The sequence below is a fragment of the Planobispora longispora genome, assembly GCF_016863135.1.
GTDB lineage: Bacteria > Actinomycetota > Actinomycetes > Streptosporangiales > Streptosporangiaceae > Planobispora > Planobispora longispora.
The window spans coordinates 17,892-35,127 of sequence record NZ_BOOH01000047.1; the positions used below are offsets into that span (position 1 = coordinate 17,892).

At 73.2% G+C, this 17,236-nt stretch carries 15 protein-coding genes; 11 read left to right on the top strand and 4 right to left on the bottom strand.

Annotated elements, in window-relative coordinates:
• Positions 1 to 42 precede the first annotated feature (42 nt).
• The gene (locus tag Plo01_RS28000) at positions 43 to 1,308 is read right to left on the bottom strand and encodes a sensor histidine kinase (RefSeq protein WP_203893700.1); all 1,266 of its coding nucleotides are present in this window, start codon (positions 1,306 to 1,308) and stop codon (positions 43 to 45) included.
• A 109-nt stretch (positions 1,309 to 1,417) separates the two neighbouring features.
• Here Plo01_RS28000 and Plo01_RS28005 point away from each other — a divergent pair, with 109 nt between their 5' ends.
• Together Plo01_RS28005 and Plo01_RS28010 are read left to right on the top strand one after the other, a co-directional pair.
• Positions 1,418 to 2,293 (top strand): ABC transporter ATP-binding protein, encoded by an 876-nt coding sequence (locus Plo01_RS28005; RefSeq protein WP_203893701.1) that lies wholly within the window; start codon positions 1,418 to 1,420, stop codon positions 2,291 to 2,293.
• Positions 2,287 to 4,737 (top strand): ABC transporter permease, encoded by a 2,451-nt coding sequence (locus tag Plo01_RS28010; RefSeq protein ID WP_203893702.1) that lies wholly within the window; start codon positions 2,287 to 2,289, stop codon positions 4,735 to 4,737. The genes Plo01_RS28005 and Plo01_RS28010 overlap by 7 nt, the downstream gene beginning before the upstream one ends.
• Before the next feature lie 98 nt (positions 4,738 to 4,835).
• Here the strand turns inward: Plo01_RS28010 and Plo01_RS28015 are convergent, their stop codons facing one another.
• Positions 4,836 to 5,711 (bottom strand): bile acid:sodium symporter family protein, encoded by an 876-nt coding sequence (locus Plo01_RS28015; protein ID WP_203893703.1) that lies wholly within the window; start codon positions 5,709 to 5,711, stop codon positions 4,836 to 4,838.
• 177 nt (positions 5,712 to 5,888) lie between these two features.
• Entirely contained in the window at positions 5,889 to 6,329 is a 441-nt protein-coding gene (locus Plo01_RS28020) for a nuclear transport factor 2 family protein (RefSeq protein ID WP_203893704.1), read from the bottom strand.
• 182 nt (positions 6,330 to 6,511) lie between these two features.
• Here Plo01_RS28020 and Plo01_RS28025 point away from each other — a divergent pair, with 182 nt between their 5' ends.
• The 4 genes from Plo01_RS28025 (at position 6,512) to Plo01_RS28040 (ending at position 13,122) form a co-directional block, all read left to right on the top strand.
• Entirely contained in the window at positions 6,512 to 7,372 is an 861-nt protein-coding gene (locus Plo01_RS28025) for a DUF4394 domain-containing protein (protein ID WP_203893705.1), read from the top strand.
• A 152-nt stretch (positions 7,373 to 7,524) separates the two neighbouring features.
• Complete coding sequence (locus tag Plo01_RS28030) at positions 7,525 to 8,487, top strand: MBL fold metallo-hydrolase (protein WP_203893706.1); 963 nt, start codon at positions 7,525 to 7,527, stop codon at positions 8,485 to 8,487.
• On the top strand, positions 8,466 to 10,004 hold the full coding sequence (locus Plo01_RS28035) for an FAD-dependent monooxygenase (protein ID WP_203893707.1): 1,539 nt from the start codon (positions 8,466 to 8,468) through the stop codon (positions 10,002 to 10,004). The genes Plo01_RS28030 and Plo01_RS28035 overlap by 22 nt, the downstream gene beginning before the upstream one ends.
• A gap of 121 nt (positions 10,005 to 10,125) precedes the next feature.
• Positions 10,126 to 13,122 (top strand): NACHT domain-containing protein, encoded by a 2,997-nt coding sequence (locus tag Plo01_RS28040; protein WP_203893708.1) that lies wholly within the window; start codon positions 10,126 to 10,128, stop codon positions 13,120 to 13,122.
• Positions 13,123 to 13,497: 375 nt separating this feature from the next.
• On the opposite strand, the gene Plo01_RS28045 is transcribed toward Plo01_RS28040, so the two are convergent.
• Positions 13,498 to 14,595: a cation diffusion facilitator family transporter gene (locus Plo01_RS28045; protein ID WP_203893709.1), complete on the bottom strand. Its 1,098-nt coding sequence runs from the start codon at positions 14,593 to 14,595 to the stop codon at positions 13,498 to 13,500.
• 84 nt (positions 14,596 to 14,679) lie between these two features.
• Between Plo01_RS28045 and Plo01_RS28050 the strand changes: the two genes are divergently transcribed.
• The 5 genes from Plo01_RS28050 (at position 14,680) to Plo01_RS28070 (ending at position 17,232) form a co-directional block, all read left to right on the top strand.
• Positions 14,680 to 15,003, top strand: coding sequence for an ArsR/SmtB family transcription factor (locus tag Plo01_RS28050; protein WP_239317211.1), 324 nt, complete (start codon positions 14,680 to 14,682; stop codon positions 15,001 to 15,003).
• 135 nt (positions 15,004 to 15,138) lie between these two features.
• Positions 15,139 to 15,798: a class I SAM-dependent methyltransferase gene (locus tag Plo01_RS28055; protein ID WP_203893711.1), complete on the top strand. Its 660-nt coding sequence runs from the start codon at positions 15,139 to 15,141 to the stop codon at positions 15,796 to 15,798.
• Between the two features lie 161 nt (positions 15,799 to 15,959).
• On the top strand, positions 15,960 to 16,328 hold the full coding sequence (locus Plo01_RS28060) for a hypothetical protein (protein WP_203893712.1): 369 nt from the start codon (positions 15,960 to 15,962) through the stop codon (positions 16,326 to 16,328).
• On the top strand, positions 16,325 to 16,804 hold the full coding sequence (locus Plo01_RS28065) for a Chromate resistance protein ChrB (protein WP_203893713.1): 480 nt from the start codon (positions 16,325 to 16,327) through the stop codon (positions 16,802 to 16,804). Before Plo01_RS28060 ends, Plo01_RS28065 begins: the two co-directional genes overlap by 4 nt.
• A complete protein-coding gene (locus Plo01_RS28070; protein ID WP_203893714.1) occupies positions 16,801 to 17,232 on the top strand; it encodes a chromate resistance protein ChrB domain-containing protein in 432 nt (143 codons plus the stop codon). The genes Plo01_RS28065 and Plo01_RS28070 overlap by 4 nt, the downstream gene beginning before the upstream one ends.
• Positions 17,233 to 17,236: the final 4 nt, after the last annotated feature.

Sequence of the window (17,236 nt, forward strand, 5' to 3'; positions counted from 1 at the left end):
CACGACCACCTGACGTCCTCCACCGGGATCATGATCGCCCAATCAGCCCTCCGCCGCGACCGCCCCGGCCGGGAGCCATCCGCACGGAATCTCCACCCGCAGCACGGTCGGCCCCCCGGCCGGGCTGGACACCGAAATCCTGCCGTCCACCACCGCGACCCGGTCGGCCAGCCCGGCCAGCCCGGTCCCCCGGCCCGGATCGGCCCCCCCGATCCCGTCGTCGTGGATCTCCATCAGGAACGTCTCCCCCACCATGCGGCCCCGGAGCCGGCAGCGGCTCGCCCGGCTGTGCCTGGCCACGTTGGCGAGCGCCTCGGTGATCACGAAGTAGGCCGCGGCCTCGACCGGGGCGGGCAGCCTGCCGGGCAGCGCGATGTCGACCTCGGCCGGGACGGGCGAGCGGCCGGCCACATCCGAGGCGGCGTCGGGCAGGCCCAGGTCGGTGAGGACCTTCGGGTGCACGCCGCGGATCAGCTCGCGCAGCTCGGCCAGGGCGAGCAGGGCCTGCTCCTGCGCCTCGGCGACCCGCCCGGCCGCCGGGGAACCCGGTTCCAGGTCCAGCCCGGCCATCCCCAGCGTCAGCGTGAGCGCGACCAGCCGCTGCTGCGCGCCGTCGTGCAGGTCCCGCTCGATCCGGCGCCGCTCCAGCTCGAAGGCGTCCACCAGGCGGGCCCGGGAGCGGACGACCTCGACCAGCTCGGCGTCGCGGGGGGCGAGGATCGCCCGGGTCAGCATCGCCCGCGTCCCGGCCCAGGCCGCCATGGGGTAGGCCGCGATCGGCAGGAGCGCGGCCCCGGCCACGGCCGTGCCCAGTCCCAGCCCCAGTGACGCGTCCGGCTGGAACGGCCCCGACAGGAGCATGAGGGGGAACAAGCAGGACAGGCCGAGCACCGCCAGGTCGATCCACCCCAGGACGAGCAGCGCGAGCAGCGTGTACCCGGACTCCCGCCAGGTGGCCTCCTCCCCCAGGCGGGTGCGCAGCCAGGCGCGCGCGCCCGGCCCGGGAGGCGTGCCGCGTGCGTCCGGGACGGGCACGGAATCGATCAGCCGCAGCCGCCACCGCTCGAACCGTCCGGCCACGAGCCCGCCGCACGCGACGGTGAGCAGGCCGAGCGCCAAGGCCACGGGGATGCCGAAGAGGATGGCGACTTCGACCAGGGTGAGCGCGACGATCCCGAACAGCGCGCCGGACAGCAGGTACGCCAGGGACCGCCACGGCCACGAGGAGCGCAGGAAGCCCAGCGGCCGCCGGGTGAGCGCCTCCAGCACGGTCCGGCCGGCCCGGGGCGCCGCCGCAGCGTGATTCATGATCCGACCGTAACCGCCCCGCGGGGAGGGCGCAGTAGTGCCAGGTGTAGTCCCGTTCCTCGCACCACCGCCAATGCGCCCCGGGACCGGCCCGCGGTTGGCTCGTCCCATGACGACTTCTGCTTCCGCGACGCCTCGCACGGTGACGGACGAGCCCGTCCAGCTGTGGTCGGTGCGCAAGGTGTACGGCTCCGCGGCGGGCGGGGTGACCGCGCTGGACGACATGACCGTCTCCTTCCGGGCCGGCACCTTCACCGCCGTGATGGGCCCCTCCGGTTCCGGCAAGTCCACCCTGCTGCACTGCGCGGCCGGGCTGGACCGGCCCACCGACGGCAAAGTGATCATTGACGGGACCGACCTCGGCCCGCTGGGCGAGACCGCGCTGACCCTGCTGCGCCGCAAGCGGATCGGGTTCGTCTTCCAGGCCTTCAACCTCGTGTCCGCGCTCACCGCCGAGCAGAACGTGGCCCTGCCGCTCCGGCTGGCCGGGGTCCGGCCCCGGGGTTCGGAGGTGCGGGCGGCGCTGGCGGAGGTGGGGCTGGCGGACCGGGCCCGGCACCGGCCGGGCGAGCTGTCCGGTGGGGAGCAGCAGCGGGTGGCGATCGCCCGGGCGCTGGTCACCCGGCCGTCGGTGCTCTTCGCCGACGAGCCCACGGGCGCGCTGGACCGGGCGACCTCACGGGACGTGCTCAGGTTGCTGCGCGACCTCGCCGACCGCCAGGGGCAGACGGTGGTCATGGTGACCCACGACCCGGTCGCCGCGTCCTACGCCGACCGGGTGCTCCTGCTGGCCGACGGCCGGGTGGTGGACGAGTTCACCGCCGCCGACGCCGGTCCCGGGAGTCCCGCCTCTGGTTCCGACGCCGGTCCCGGGAGTCCCGGCTCTGGTCCCGGCTCTGGCGGAGCCGGCCGCGCGCCGGCGGGAGCGGGACTGAGCCCCGAGCTGATCGCGGCGCGGATGGCCGCCCTGGAGGCGTCGTGCTGAGGACGGGTATGGCGATGGTGCGGGGCCGGTGGGCCGGTTTCGCCGGGGCGTTCGTCGCCCTCTGCCTGGGCGTGGCGCTCATCGCGACGACCACTCTCATCCAGGTGTCGGCCGCGCCGCAGGTCCCCGGCCGGTACGCGGGGACGGCCGTGCTGGTCCGCACCCCGGTCGTCGCGCAGGTCGAGGGGTTCTTCCTGCAGGACCGCCCCTGGTCCCCGGAGACCGCCGCCGCCCTGGCCGACCGCCTGCGCGGCGTCCCCGGCGTGACGGCCGTCGTCCCCGACCGCCCCTTCTACGCCCAGGCCGTCGTCGGCGGCCGTCCCGTCCCGGGAGACGTGCGGGGGTACGGCTGGTCGAGCACGGCGCTGGCGCCGTACCGGCTGGTGAGCGGGAGGGCTCCGGCCCGGGACGGCGAGGTCGTGCTGGACCGGGCGCTCGGGCTCGCCCCCGGCTCCCCGGTCACCCTGCTCACCGCCGCCGGGCCGGCGCCGTACACCGTCACCGGCGTCCTCGACGCGCCCGGGTTCCACGTGACCGACGCGGCGGCGGCCAGGCTGTCCGGCGGGGTGCGGGTCATCGGCCTGGTCACCGCGCCGGACGCGGACCCGGCGCGGGTGGAGAGCGCGGCCCGCGCGATCGTCGGCGGCTCGGGCGAGGTGCTCTCCGGGGACGCGCGGGCGGCGCTGGAGCCGAAGGCCGACGAGCGGACACGGTGGATCGGCATGCAGATCCTGGCGGCCATGGCGGCCGTCTCCGGGTTCGTGTCGGTGTTCGTGGTGGCGTCCACGTTCGCGTTCGGCGTGATCCAGCGGCGGCGCGAGTTCGGGCTGCTGCGGCTGGTCGGGGCCACGCCCCGGCAGGTGCGGCGGATGGTGTACGGCGAGGCGCTCGCGGTCGGCTCCGCCGCGGCCGCGGCCGGGGTGCTGCTCGGCGCCGCGCTGGCGCCCGCGTTCGGCGGCCTGCTGGTGGAGGCGGGGATCGAGCCGCCGGGCTTCTCGGTCCGGATCGGGGCGTGGCCGCTGGCCGCCTCGTTCGGGGCCGGTCTGGCCGTCGCGCTGCTCGGGGTCTGGTCGGCCTCCCGGCGGGCCGCGCGGGTGCGCCCGATGGAGGCGCTGCGCGAGGCGTCCGCGGACCGGCGGCCGATGACTCCGCCGCGGTGGATCGGCGGGGCGGCGTTCACCGCGATCGGGATCTGCTTCGCCGTCTCCGCGGCCGGAGCCGGGGCGAACGCCGCCACCCGCGCGCTGTACGCCGCGATGGCGCTGATCTTGGCGCTGACCCTGCTGGCCCCGGCGATCGTCCCGCCGGTCGTGCGGGCGCTGTCGTGGCCGCTGACCCGAGGCCGGGGGGCGACCGGCATGCTGGTGCGCGAGGGCATGCTGGCGGCGGTGCGCCGTACCGCGTCCACGACCGCGCCGGTGCTGGTCACCGTGGGCTTCGCCGTACTGGTCACCGGCATGGTCCAGACGACGGCGGGCGCGGTCGCGACGGGCCGGACCACGACGGTTCAGGCGCGGGCGGTGGTCGTGCCCGACGGCGCCCCCGGGCTGTCGGACGCCGCCGTCGCCGCGGTGGACGGGATCGCGCCGCTGCCGACCACGGTGTACGCCGAGGGGATGCCGCCGCTGCAGGCGCTGGGGCTCACCCCCGAGGCGCTGACCCGGTCGGCGGATCTGCTGCGGGTCGTGGAGGGCTCCCTCGTGCCGGGGAAGGACGGCGAGGGGCGGGCGGACACCGTGGCCGGCGGGGAGAACGCGGGCGGGGCAGGCGGGGGCGGGGTGATCGTGGCGCGGTGGCTGGCGGACGAGCGCGGCTGGCGGCCCGGCACGGAACTGCCGCTGACGTTCGAGGACGGCCGTGCCGAGACGCTGCCGGTGACGGCCGTCATCTCCAACGCCCCGGCCGCCGTCCTGCTCTCCCGCGAGACCGTGCGGTCCCACGACCCCTCGGCGCTGACCGAGGAGATCCTCGCCGGCGCCGCCGTGCCCGGCGAGATCCTCGGCGGCCGGGTGCTCACCGCGGACGCCTACGCCAGGAGCGAGCGGGACGAGGACGACCGGCTGGTCTGGATCTTCACGCTGATCCTCGTCGGCATGGCGGTGGGCTACACCGGCCTGGCGATCGCGAACACGATGATGATGTCCACGGTGGACCGGGCCCCCGACTTCCGGGTGCTGCGGATGTCGGGGGCCACTCCCCGGCAGGTGCTCGGGACGGTCGCCGCCGAGTCGGTCATCGTGACCGCGCTCGGCACCGCGCTCGGCGCGGCGGTCGCGCTGCCCGCGCTGCTGGGCATGCGGTCCGCGCTGGCCGCGGAGATCGGCTCGGCCGTGGAGCTGATCGTCCCGTGGCCGGTCGTGCTCGGCGTGGTCGGAGGCTGCCTGGTGCTGGCGCTGGCCGCCGCGGTGATCCCGGCGCTGGCGGCCGTCCGGCGCGCCCGCTGAACGTCCGTGGGCGGGCCGGGGGCGTCGAGCGCGCTCCCGGCCCGCGGCGTCCCGGGCGGGGACGAGGTCTGAGGCGGGGTCTGAGGCGGGGACGGGTCTCAGGCGGGGACGGTGGTGCTCCGCGCCGCGCTCCGCCGCAGGAGAACCCCGGCGGCGGCCGCGGTGAAGAACATCAGCACGCCGTAGACGGCCGCCGGGATGGCGATCTCGGTGCTGCCCAGCAGGCTGACGGCCACGGTGATGGCCAGGGTGCTGTTGTGGATGCCGATCTCCATGCAGGAGGCGATGGCCTGGCGGGGCTCCACCCCGCTCAGGCGCGGCGCCCAATAGCCGATGGTCAGGCTCAGGACGCTGAACGCCAGGGTGATCAGGCCGACCGAGGCGATGTAGCCGCCCAGGTTCGCCGCCTCCTTGACGATCGCCCCGACGATCACGGCCAGCAGGATCAGCGCGGACAGGATCTTGACGGGCTTCTCCGCCCAGCGGGCGAAGGCGGCGAAGCGGGCCCTGACCGCCATGCCGATCGCGACGGGGATCAGCACGATGAGGAAGACCTGGGCGGTCTTGTCGAACTGCAGGCCGACCTGGCCGTTCCCGGCTGCGAAGTGGGAGATGGCCAGATTGGTCACCAGCGGCAGGGTGAAGACGGCGAGGACGGAGTTGATCGCGGTCAGCGTCACGTTGAGCGCGACGTCCCCGCCGAACAGGTGACTGTAGAGGTTGGCGCTGGTGCCGCCGGGCGAGGCGGCCAGCAGCATCATGCCGACGGCGAGGCCCGGCGCCAGCCCGAAGGCGAGGACGAGCCCGAAGCAGATCAGCGGCAGCACGACGATCTGGCAGAGCAGGGCGACGAAGGCGGCCTTGGGGTAGACGACCACGCGGCGGAAATCCGCCACCGTCAACCCCAGGCCGAGCCCGAACATGATGACGGCGAGGGCGGCGGGAAGAAAGACACTGGTCAGAGCGGAATCCACGGGCGATCCTTACCGCTTGAGGGGTTGGCCGACAACAATCCCCGCCCGGGAAGCGCGCTGTCCATAGCGCCGTTCATCCGTTGCCGATCTGATGCGAACCGGCTGGTCATGACACCCTCCGGCGGGATCGCCCGCTCACCTCCCGGCCGGTCATGACACCCTCACGGGATCGTCCGCTCACCTCTCGCCGTCTCGGCGGGGTCCGAAGACGGAGCGGTCGGCCTCGGCGATGGGGACGTCGTTGATGCTCGCCTCGCGGCGGCGCATCAGGCCGTCGGCGGCGAACTCCCACAGCTCGTTGCCGTGGCTGCGCCACCACTGGCCGCTCTCGTCGTGCCATTCGTACTGGAAGCGGACCGCGATGCGGTCGCCGGTGAAGGCCCACAGCTGCTTGCGCAGGGCGTAGTCGCGTTCCTTGGCCCACTTGCGGGTCAGGAACGCGCGGATCTCCTCGCGGCCGGTCAGGAACTCGTCGCGGTTGCGCCAGACCGAGTCGGGGGTGTAGGCCAGCGCGACCCGCTCGGGATCGCGGGTGTTCCAGGCGTCCTCGGCGGCCTGGACCTTCTGCGCGGCGGTCTCGGCGGTGAAGGGCGGAAGCGGGGGACGGACGGTGGACATGCCGGTGCGCTCCTCTGGTCCCGTACGGCCGGCAGCGGCCGAACGTCATTTTCTAACGGTTATATCGCCTTTTATCCGTTAGATCAACAATGATGATCCCCAGCGCCCTGCTCGCGAAGCATCCGCGCACCGGACCCGCGCGAATGAAGAGCACTCACCTTCCCGAGCAGAGGAGACGAACGATGCGCAAGAAGCTGGCCCTGGCGGTCGCGGTCGCCTGCGCGTGCGTGGGAGCCGCGGCCCCCGCGTACGCCCAGCACTCGGCGGCGCCCAAGGTCGTCGGCCTGACCGGCGACGGCACCCTGGTCACCTTCAGAGCCGACGCCCCCGCCCAGACCTCGCGGCTGGGCAGGATCACCGGGCTGACGGGCGATACCAAGGTCGTCGGCATCGACTTCCGCGTCCAGGACCGGAAGCTGTACGCCGTGGGCGACAAGGGCGGCGTCTACACCGTCGGCGGTGACGCGAAGGCCAAGAAGGTCTCACAGCTCACCGTGGCGCTCAACGGCGCGGACTTCGGCGTCGACTTCAACCCCGCCGCCAACCGCCTCCGGGTGATCAGCGACACCGGGCAGAACCTGCGGCACAACATCGACGACCCGGCGGGCGCGCCCGCCGCGGGGACGACGGCGACCGACGGAACCCTCACCAACCCGCCGGTCCCGCCCGCCACGACCGGCGCGACCGCGACCGGGGTCTCGGGCGCGGGATACACCAACAACGACCTCAACCCCGCCACCGCGACCACGCTGTTCGACCTGGACACCACCGCCGACCAGGTGTCGGTCCAGTCCCCGGCGAACGCCGGCAACCTCGCGCCCACGGGCAAGCTCGGCGTGGACGCGACCGGCGGCGCCGGGTTCGACGTCTTCAGCACCCTGCGCGACGGCGTCACCGTCTCCAACACCGCCTACGCCACGCTGAAGGTCGGCAACGGCTACCGCTTCCACTCCGTCGACCTCCTGACCGGCGCGGCCGTCCAGATCGGCGCCTTCCCCAGGAACCGCCAGGTCGTGGACATCGCCGTCCAGCTCGCCGGCTGACCGTCACCGTACGGTTCGGCAGCCGACCAGAGCACTTCTCGCCCCCGCCCGGATCCCAGGCAGCACCCCCGGATCCGGGCGGAGGCGACCCGCGCCGGCGGCCGGGGCCGTTCATCCTGGCCATGGGACGCGGCGGGGTGTACAGCTCGTTCATGACGTCCAAGCCGTTCGCCTCCTCCGCCGACCTGACCGACAAGCAGCAGACCCTGGAGGTGCTCGCCGACGGGGTCTACGCCCTGACCGCCGAGGGCGACCCGAACGTCGGCGCGGTCGAGGGCGAGGACTTCCTCGTGTGCTTCGAGGCCCTCGCCACCCCGGTCGCCGCCCGCGCGTGGCTGGACCGGCTGCGCGAGCACACCGGCAAGCCGGTCCGCCATCTCGTCCTGTCGCACTACCACGCGGTGCGCACGCTGGGAGCCTCCGCCTTCGGCGCCGATGTGATCATCGCGCACGACGACACCCGGAAGCTGATCGCCGAGCGCGGCGAGCAGGACTGGGCGTCCGAGCTGGCCCGGATGCCCCGGCTGTTCAAGGAGCCTGACTCGATCCCCGGCCTGACCTGGCCGACCGTCACCTTCTCCGACCGGCTCACCATCGACCTGGGCGGGGACCGCGGCGAGCTGGTCCTGGCCCACTGCGGGCGGGGTCACACCGAGGGCGACCTCGTCGCCTGGCTGCCCCGGCACAAGATCCTGTTCGCCGGGGACCTGGTCGAGTCCCAGGCCGCGCTCTACACCGGCGACGCCTTCCACCGGGAGTGGGCCACCACCACCCTCGACCGGGTGGCCGCGCTGGAGGCCGAGGCGCTCGTCGGCGGGCGCGGAGCGGTCGCCCACGGCCGGGAGGCGGTGCGGGCCGCCCTCGGGCAGACCCGCGCCTTCCTGGGAACCATGCTGGAGGAGACCGGCCGGGTGCGCGCCGCGGGCGGCACGCTCAAGGAGGCGTTCGCGGCGGTGCACGCCGCCCTGGAGCCCCGCTACGGCCGCTGGCCGATCTTCGAGCACTGCCTGCCGTTCGACGTCGCGCGCCTGTGGGATGAGCTGTCCGGCGTCGAGCGCCCGGTGATCTGGACCGCCGAAAGGGACCGAGAGGTATGGAACGCGCTCCAGTCGTGATCGCCGGAGCCGGGCCGGTCGGCCTGACGCTGGCCCTGCTGCTGGCCCGCCACCGGGTGCCGAGCGTGGTGCTGGAGGCCCGGCCGCACCGGGACGCGGAGGGGTCGAGGGCGATCTGCTTCCAGCGCGACGTGCTGGACGTCCTCGACCGGGTCGGCTGCGCCGAGCAGATGGTGGCCGAGGGCGTCACCTGGACGACCGGCCGCACCTACTACCGCGAGCGGGAGCTGTTCGCCGTCACCTTCCCCGACCCGGGCCGGAGCCTCCTCCCTCCGTGGGTCAACATCTCCCAGGCCCGGGTGGAGGAGCTGCTGCTGGCCGGGGTGCGGGCCGAGCCGCTGGTCGAGCTCCGTTCCGGGCACGCGGTCACCGGCTACCGGCAGGACGGCGACGGGGTCGAGGCGGACACCGGCGCGACGGGTCGCGTACGGGGCGCCCACCTGGTCGGCGCGGACGGCGCGCGCAGCACCGTCCGGCGGCTGGCCGGGATCGGCTTCCCCGGCCGCTCCTTCGACGACCTGTTCCTCATCTGCGACATCAAGGCCGACCTGCCCTTCCCCGACGAGCGCCGCTTCCACTTCGACCCGCCCTGGAACCCCGGCCGGCAGGTGCTGGTCCATCCGTGCCCGGACTCCGTCTGGCGCATCGACTGGCAGGTGCCGCCCGCGTTCGACCCGGCCGCCGCCGACATCGACGCCATGGTGCGCCGGATCACCGGCGACCGGCCGTACGAGATCGTCTGGCGGTCGCTCTACCGCTTCCACGAACGCGTCGCCTCCCGGTTCCGGGACGGCCGGGTCTTCCTGGCCGGGGACGCCGCGCACCTGTACGCGCCCTTCGGAGCCCGCGGCCTGAACTCCGGCATCCAGGACGCCGAGAACCTGGCCTGGAAGCTCGCCCTGGGCGGCGAGGGCCTGCTGGACAGCTACCCGACGGAGCGGCGGGCCGCCGCCCTGGAGAACCTGAGGGTCACCGGGAACACGATGGCCTTCCTGGTGCCGCAGGACGAGGCCCGGCGGCGGGCCCGGCGCTCGGCGCTCACCCGGGCGCTGACCGACCCCGCAGCCCGCGCCGAGATCGACTCCGGCAAGCTGGCCGAGCCGTACTGGTACACCGACTCGCCGCTGACCACCCCCGGCGGGCCCGTGCCGACCGAGCCGGGCGCGGCGCGCCCGCCGCTGCCCGGGGTCGTCTGCCCGGACGGGCCGGTGGTCGTGGCGGGCCGGGCCACACGGCTGCGGCGGCTGTTCGGCGCCGGCTTCGTCGTGCTCACCGCGCGCGCCGACCGCGTCGAGGCGGCCCGCTCGGCCTGCGCCGGCGAGCTGCCCGTCGCGGTGTACGGCCTGGCCGACATCGACGCCGAAGGCGTGGTGACCCGCGCGCTGCGCGCCCGTGACGACAGCGTGCACCTGGTCCGGCCGGACGGCCACCTGGCCGCGGTGCTGCCCGCCTTCTCCGGTACGGCCCTGCGCCACGCCCTCGACCGCGCCGCGGGCGACGCACCCCGGTCACCGTGATTTCCCCGGATCGTCCGCCTTGTGAATTACGAGGACCTAGTCTGCATGAAAATTCATTGCACCGTATAACCTTGAGGAGAGATCTCGGAGAGGAGCGTCCGTGGAAGGACCCGGATTAAGCATGGCGGCGAGGGGGTTCACCGCTCTCGGCGTCAAGCTCAACGAGGCCAGGACGGCCCTCGAACGCCGCCGCGAAGACCTGACCGGCCTCGTCACGTTGAACCTCTGCGACTTTCTCTGGCACCGGCCGGTCAAAGCCCAGCTCGAGACGCTCGTCACGGCCAGAGTCGCCGACCTGGCGGGCTGGCTCGGAGACCACCGCGGCGTCGTCGTCGCCGAGGTGTGTGACACGCTGGAGAAGGCCGACCTGTCGGATCCCGCGGTGTTCAAGCATGATGCGGACCCCGAGCGCTTCGCGGCGGCCGTCCTGGCGGAACATCCCGCCGGCGGCGATCTCGATCCCCGGTCCCGGCACGGCTATGAGATCGTGCTCCACCATGTCGTCGCCGAATGCATCCGGGCGGCCCTGCAGACGCCCGAGTTCTCCGGCAGGGCGCTGACGGAGATCCTGTCCCGCGTTCCCGCCGCGCCGGAGGCGGATGAGGACGCGCACTTCACCAAGCGCTATCTCGAGTACGTCGAGAACAACGACGTGGTGCGGAACAGCGAGCCCGAGATCCGGCTGAGCGCGGTCTACATCCAGCCGTCGGTCGCCATGCGGCAGCCCGCCGCGCCGAGGGGCACCATCCCCGCGCTGGAAGAACCCGCCACCAAGAGCGCCCGCCTCCCGCTCCGGCAGGTGCTCGACGCCAACCGCAGAATCCTGCTCCGCGGTGAGGCGGGGATCGGCAAGAGCACCGCGCTGGACTGGCTCACCCTCAACGGGCCGGACGGGCAGGTGCCGTTTCTGGTGAGACTGTCCAGCTGCGATCCCGGGAAATTACCCACTCCCGAGCAGCTCGCCGCGGCGATGGTCCCCGGCATCGCCGATTTCCAGCCGCGTGGATGGGCCTTCCGCCGGCTCCGCTCCGGCCGGTCCATCCTGCTCGTCGACGGCGTGGACGAGGTTCCCTCCGCCTACCACGAACAGGTGCGCATCTGGCTGCGAGGCCTGCTGGCGGAATGCTTCCTGACCCGCGTCGTAGTGACGACACGCCCTTACGCCGTTTCGGCGGGATGGCTCGACGGGCTGGACTTCGTCACCGCGGATCTGCAGCCCTTGACCCGGCCGGAGGCCGCCGACCTGGCAAGGCGCTGGCATGCCGCCCCATTGAGGCACCGGCATGAGGAGCGATCGGCGGATCCCCCGGTGGCCGCTTCATGGCTGGAGCGGGACGAGCATCTCGCGGAACTCGTCACCACCCCGCTCCTGGTCACCACGCTATGCGAGCTGACCAGGCTGGACAGCGGTCCGGCTCCGGTCTGCCGGGCCGACCTCTACGAGAGGATGACGCGTGCCCTTCTCCGGGACCGGCGGGCCGGGCTGCCGGAAGAGGTGAGCGAGGATCTGCTGGAGAGCGCGCTGGAGGAACTCGCGGACCGTCTCGTGAGCACCGGCCGTTCATCCCTCGACAGGCGCGCGGCGCTGGACAGGGTGAGCCGCGCGCTGCCGGGCACGTCCCGCTCCGAGCAGGTCCTCGATTTCCTCACGCAGCGGTGCGGGCTGTTGCACGAGCCGGATTCCGGCCGGTTCGGTTTCAGGCACGGCAGCCTGAAGGAGTACTTCGCCGCCCGCGGCATCGTCCGGACCGGCGACATGAGCCTGCTCTCCCGGAACGCCCATCTCGACGGATGGCGGGAGATCATCCTCATGGCCGCGCAGATCGCCCCCAGGGCCGAGCGGGAAGTCCTGCTCAACGGGTTGCTCCGCCGCTGCGGAAGAGACAGGTCGGCCACTCTGGTGAAGAGCATCGTGCTGATGTGCTCGCCGTGGGCCTCCGACCTGTCACCCGAGGTCCGGGCGGGGATCGAGCGGATCGTGGGCGAGCTGGTCCCGCCGCGGACCACGCACGCCGCGGGCATCCTCGCCAAAGCGGGCACGGCGGTGATCGACCGGCTCCCGCCCTGGGACAGGACGCTGCCGGCGAAGACCGCCAAGGCCGTCGTGCGGACGCTCGGGAAGGTCAACAGCCCGCAGTCGCTGCTCAGGCTCGCCACGTACGCCGAGGACGAGCGCGCGCTCGTGCAGGCGGAGCTCAACTACGTCTGGAAGGGCTACGACGCGGACGCGTTCGCCGAACGGGTGCTGACGCGCCGCCCGCACGACAGGCTTCCCGCCCTCGTCGTACGGACTCCCGAGCAGTTCGCCGCGCTCACCCGGCTCACCGGCCTGCCGCGGCTCAACGTCAAAGAGTTCGCCCTGACGGAGCTGACCCCGCTCCTGGGGCACCGCGACTCCCTGACGCATCTCGGGCTGGACCCCCGGGCCGGCTGCCCCGACCTCCTCCATGACGTGAAGCGGGTCGAGCGGCTGAACTCCCTGTCGGTGAAGGTCGCCTCGTTCGACTCCGATCTGACCTTCCTCCACGGGCTGGACGGACTCCGCTCGCTCGTGCTCAGAGAGCTAGCCCCGATCCGGGACTACACCCCGCTGCCGGAGCTGCGGGCCCTGACCCGGATCTTCCTCTACGACGCCACCGGCCTGGACAGCTGGGATCACCTGCCCCACGCACCGCGACTCCGGCAACTGGGGCTGACCGGCTCCCCGCTGACCGGCGACGCGGCGGGCGTGGCCGCCCGGTTCCCGAAGCTGGAGGTTCTCATCCTCGCCGAGCACCCTGATCTGGCCGACGTCTCCCCGCTGGCCGCCTGCCACCGGTTGCGCATCCTCGACCTGTGCGGGACCGGAGTGGAGGACCTCCGGCCGATCGCGGGCCTGCGGCGGCTGGAGGAACTGCACCTCGATCAGTGCGAGCAGCTGACCGACCTCACGCCGCTGGCCGGGCTCACCGGCCTCAAGACACTGTGGATCATGGAGCTGCCGCAGATCGTCGACCTCACCCCGCTGGCTTCCAACCCTCGCCTCACGGTCTACATCTCGCCTGGGCAGCGGGTCTCCGGCAGGCACCTGCTACCCAACCGGGTCAAAACGCCGCGGGGCCGACTGCCGATCAGATGAGGGGACATCCCTCCGTCCACCGGAGGGCCCACGCCCACGATCCACGGCGGTCTCCCGCCCCACACGGGACAACTTCTCGGGATTGCGCACGTGGTAGACCCCGGTGGCATAGCCGTGCTCCACGCGTACCGTCACCCACGAGTTCGTCGGCCGGCTCCTGGACTGGCGGCAGGGCGACGTCGCCTGCATCCCGGCCTGCCCACCCAGCTCGTGGCCTGCCGCACCGTGGCCGAGGAACTGGTCGACCTCGCCGGCGACCCCGGCGCGCCCGCCCCCGGAACACCGAACCCCGAGATCGCCGGACCCGCCTTCCAGGAGTGGCTCGACAGCCACCCCTGAGCCGGCCGTACGGCCACCCGGGTACGGCCGGCCACTTCACCGGTGGTCGCTCAGGACGGCGTGGTGGTCGGCGTCGGCCGGGCCGTCGGGGTCGGCGTGCACCGTGGCCGCCCGCAGCCGTGGCAGCTCGTGGATCAGCCGGTGCTCGGCCTGCACCGCCACCGTGTGCGCCGCCACCACCGACAGCGCCGGATCGACCACGATGTCGACCTCGGCCCGCAGCGCGTGACCGACCCAGCGCAGCCGTACCGACCCGACCCGGCGTACCCCGGACGTCGCCGAGAGGACCTGCTCGGCCCGGTCCACCAGCACCGGATCGACGGCGTCCATCAGCCGGTGGTAGATCTCCCGGGCCGCGTCCCGCAGCACGAAGCAGATCGCCACCGTGATCAGCAGGCCGATGATCGGGTCGGCGATCGGGAAGCCGAGCGCGGCGCCGCCGGCGCCCAGCAGCACGGCCAGGGAGGTGAAGCCGTCGGTGCGGGCGTGCAGCCCGTCGGCCACCAGGGCGGCCGAGCCGATCTGACGGCCGACCGTGATCCGGTAGCGGGCCACCCACTCATTGCCGAGGAAGCCGACCAGTCCCGCCGCCGCCACCCAGCCCAGCGCCCGCACGTCCTGCGGGTCGATCAGCCGCTTGACCGCCTCGTGTCCGGCCAGACCGGCGGAGGCCGCGATGATGAGCACGATGGCGATCCCGGCCAGGTCCTCGGCCCGGCCGTAGCCGTAGGTGAAGCGGCGGGTGGCCGCGCGCCGCCCGACCCAGAACGCGATGCCCAGCGGCACGGCGGTCAGCGCGTCGGCGACGTTGTGCAGCGTGTCGCCCAGCAGCGCCACCGACCCGGAGGCGACCACGATCACCGCCTGGACGAGCGCGGTGACCATCAGTATCGCGAAGGAGATCAGCAACACCCGCAGGCCGCGGCTGCTGGACTCCAGCGCCACGTCGGTCTTGTCGGCGCTGTCATGACTGTGCGGGGTGAGCAGATGGCCCGCCCGCGCCAGCGCTGCCCGCCACCGGCTGCCTCCTGTCGCACTGTGGCCATGACCGTGCCCATGCCTATGACCGTGCCCATGACCGTGGCCGGACGGCTTCGGGGCGGGTGAGGATTCCACCGGGTGCTGATCGGACATGGCTTCCTCGCTTGCGGACGACGACCTGTTCGCGGAGTATATGTAGTCATGTACGCACGCGACAACGAATCAGGTGCGCATCCGTTGCAGGAGCAACCCACCGGCGCCCAGGTGGAGGCGGCCACGGCGGCTTTCCGCATGCTCGGCGACGCCACCCGGCTGCGCCTGATGTGGCTGCTGGCCCACGGCGAATACGACGTCTCCTCGCTGTCGCGGGCCCTGGCGGTGACGCGTCCGTCGGTCTCCCAGCACCTGGCGAAGCTCCGCCTGGCCGGGCTGGTGCACACCCGCCGCGACGGCCGCCGGGTGCTGTACCGGGCTCGCGACGCCCATGTGCGCGCCCTCATCTCCGAGGCCCTCTTCCACGCCGACCACGAGGTCTCCGGCATCCCACGCCACGACGACTGAAGCGACGGGGGCGCACTCCTCACGCCGGATCCGGCACGGCCACGGTGATCGCCTCCCTCAGCGGCCACCGCAGGGCCCGCGGTCGCGTCCTGCGGCGAGCCGGAATTGTCGGTGGCCGCTGAGAGGGTCGCCGCCATGACCGAGCTCACCTCCGCGATCACCGATTACTGGGACGCCGCGGCACCGGCATTCGACGACGAACCCGATCACGGCCTGCGCGCCGAGCGCACGCGCGCCGCGTGGGAGCGCCTGTTGCGCGCATGGGCGCCGTCTCACCCGGCGGACATCCTGGACCTCGGCTGCGGCACCGGCTCATTGTCCGTGCTGCTGGCCGCGGCCGGGCACCGGGTGACCGGCGTCGATCTCGCGCCGCAGATGGTCCGGCACGCTCAGGCCAAGCTGGCCGCCGCCGGTCTCACCGGCCGCTTCCTGGTCGGCGACGCCGCCGCTCCGCCCACCGGCGCGGAGCGCTTCGACATGCTGCTGTGCCGGCACGTGGTGTGGACCCTGCCCGACCCTCAGGCGGCGCTGCGGGAATGGGTCGGCCGGATTCGCCCGGGAGGCCGGCTGGTGCTGGTCGAGGGCCGGTGGGGCGAGACCGGGCAGACAGAGCCGCTGCCCTACGTGGCGGGAGCCGGATCGCTGCCCTGGAGCGGCGGCGTCACCGCCGATGACGTGGCCGCGGCCGTGCGGCCGCTGGTCGCCGACCTGCGCGTCGAGTCGCTCAGCGGCGATGCCGACCTGTGGGGCCGCCCGGTGGGCGATGAACGCTATGCGCTCATCGCCCGCCTTTAGCGGCTGCTCGCACCCGGGCGGGCTCGGACAGCGGCCCGATGTTCGGATCCGACGATCCGGGCGTAGATCGACGACATCGCAGCTGCGCCTGCCGCTTGCCCGGAAGCAGAGCCGTGGTTACTGTAACCATGGTTTCGTTCTAAGGGTTTCCGGGAGGGGCGATGGGTGGCACCGTACTGTTCGTCTGCCCGCACGGCGCGGGCAAGAGCCGGATCGCCGCCGCCTGGTTCGCCGGAGCGGCCGCACCGGACTGGGACGCGACCACCGCGGGGCTGGACCCGCAGGAGCAGGTGAGCGTGCACGCCCCTCGCCTGCTCACGGGCAGTGCGGTGGAGGAACTGCTGGACCTCCGGCTGCCCCGCCCGCTGTCCGCGGTCGCCGATCCCACCGTGGTGGTGGCGATCGACTGCCCGCCCGGCAGCGTTCCCGGCGCGGTGGAATGGCGTCTGCGGCACACCGGATTCGACGAGCGCCTCAGCGCCGAGCTGCGCGAGCGCGCCGAGCGCCTGGCGCGGGAGCTGGGATCGTGACCGCCGCGGCCGGCCAGTGGGTGCTGCTGTCGTATCGGATCCCGCGCCAGCCCTCCACGCTGCGCATCACCATCTGGCGCAAGCTGGACCGGCTCGGCGTGGCCCGTCTGGGCGACGGCCTGGTGGCGCTGCCGGCCGACGCCCGTACCCGCGAGCAGCTGGACTGGATCGCCCAGGAGATCGGCGAGATGGGCGGGGCCGGCACGCTGTGGCTGGCCAGCCCGGGCAGCCTCGCCCAGGAACAGGTCATCGCCGAGGACATGCGCCGGGCGCGGGCGGCGGAGTATCGCGCGCTCATCGACCAGGCGCAGAGCGCGATGCGGGCCCGGCCGGGAGAACGCTCCCGCATCGCCAAACGGCTCCAGGCCGAGCTGCGGCGGATCGGCCGCCGCGACTTCTTCCCTCCGGCGGAGCGCGATGCCGCCCGCCGAGCCGTCGACGACCTGAAGACCCTCGTCGCGCAGGACGCATCGTGAAGTGGGCGACCCGGGCCGGGGTGCACATCGACCGCGCCGCGTGCGCCTGGCTGATCCGCCGCCGTATCGACGCCGATGCCGAGTTCGCGTTCGTCGACGATCCATCCCGGGTGCCGGCCGACGCCATCCCCTTCGACATGCGCGGGGTGGAGCTGGGCCACCACGGCGGCGACTGCAGCTTCGAGACCGTCTTGCGCCGGTATGAGCTGACCGATCCGGTGCTGTGGAAGATCGCTGAGATCGTGCACGAGGCCGACCTGGACGACGAACGCTATGACGCCCCCGAGGCACCCGGCCTGGACGTCATCGTGCGGGGATTGTCGATGACGTGTGATGACGAGCGTGTCGTGGAACTGACCGGCCCGCTGTTCGACGGACTGTACGAGTACCACCGGCGGGCGTTCCTGCTCGGCCGCCCACCCGCCTGAGCCG

What these genes read in the sequence shown, in the direction of transcription:
- Plo01_RS28055 (WP_203893711.1), top strand. Translation starts at nt 15,139, where the DNA reads ATGACCGAGCTCACCTCCGCGATCACCGATTACTGGGACGCCGCGGCA.
- Plo01_RS28000 (WP_203893700.1), bottom strand. Translation starts at nt 1,308, where the DNA reads ATGAATCACGCTGCGGCGGCGCCCCGGGCCGGCCGGACCGTGCTGGAG.
- Plo01_RS28060 (WP_203893712.1), top strand. Translation starts at nt 15,960, where the DNA reads ATGGGTGGCACCGTACTGTTCGTCTGCCCGCACGGCGCGGGCAAGAGC.
- Plo01_RS28020 (WP_203893704.1), bottom strand. Translation starts at nt 6,329, where the DNA reads ATGTCCACCGTCCGTCCCCCGCTTCCGCCCTTCACCGCCGAGACCGCC.
- Plo01_RS28045 (WP_203893709.1), bottom strand. Translation starts at nt 14,595, where the DNA reads ATGTCCGATCAGCACCCGGTGGAATCCTCACCCGCCCCGAAGCCGTCC.
- Plo01_RS28030 (WP_203893706.1), top strand. Translation starts at nt 7,525, where the DNA reads ATGACGTCCAAGCCGTTCGCCTCCTCCGCCGACCTGACCGACAAGCAG.
- Plo01_RS28005 (WP_203893701.1), top strand. Translation starts at nt 1,418, where the DNA reads ATGACGACTTCTGCTTCCGCGACGCCTCGCACGGTGACGGACGAGCCC.
- Plo01_RS28025 (WP_203893705.1), top strand. Translation starts at nt 6,512, where the DNA reads ATGCGCAAGAAGCTGGCCCTGGCGGTCGCGGTCGCCTGCGCGTGCGTG.
- Plo01_RS28035 (WP_203893707.1), top strand. Translation starts at nt 8,466, where the DNA reads ATGGAACGCGCTCCAGTCGTGATCGCCGGAGCCGGGCCGGTCGGCCTG.
- Plo01_RS28040 (WP_203893708.1), top strand. Translation starts at nt 10,126, where the DNA reads ATGGCGGCGAGGGGGTTCACCGCTCTCGGCGTCAAGCTCAACGAGGCC.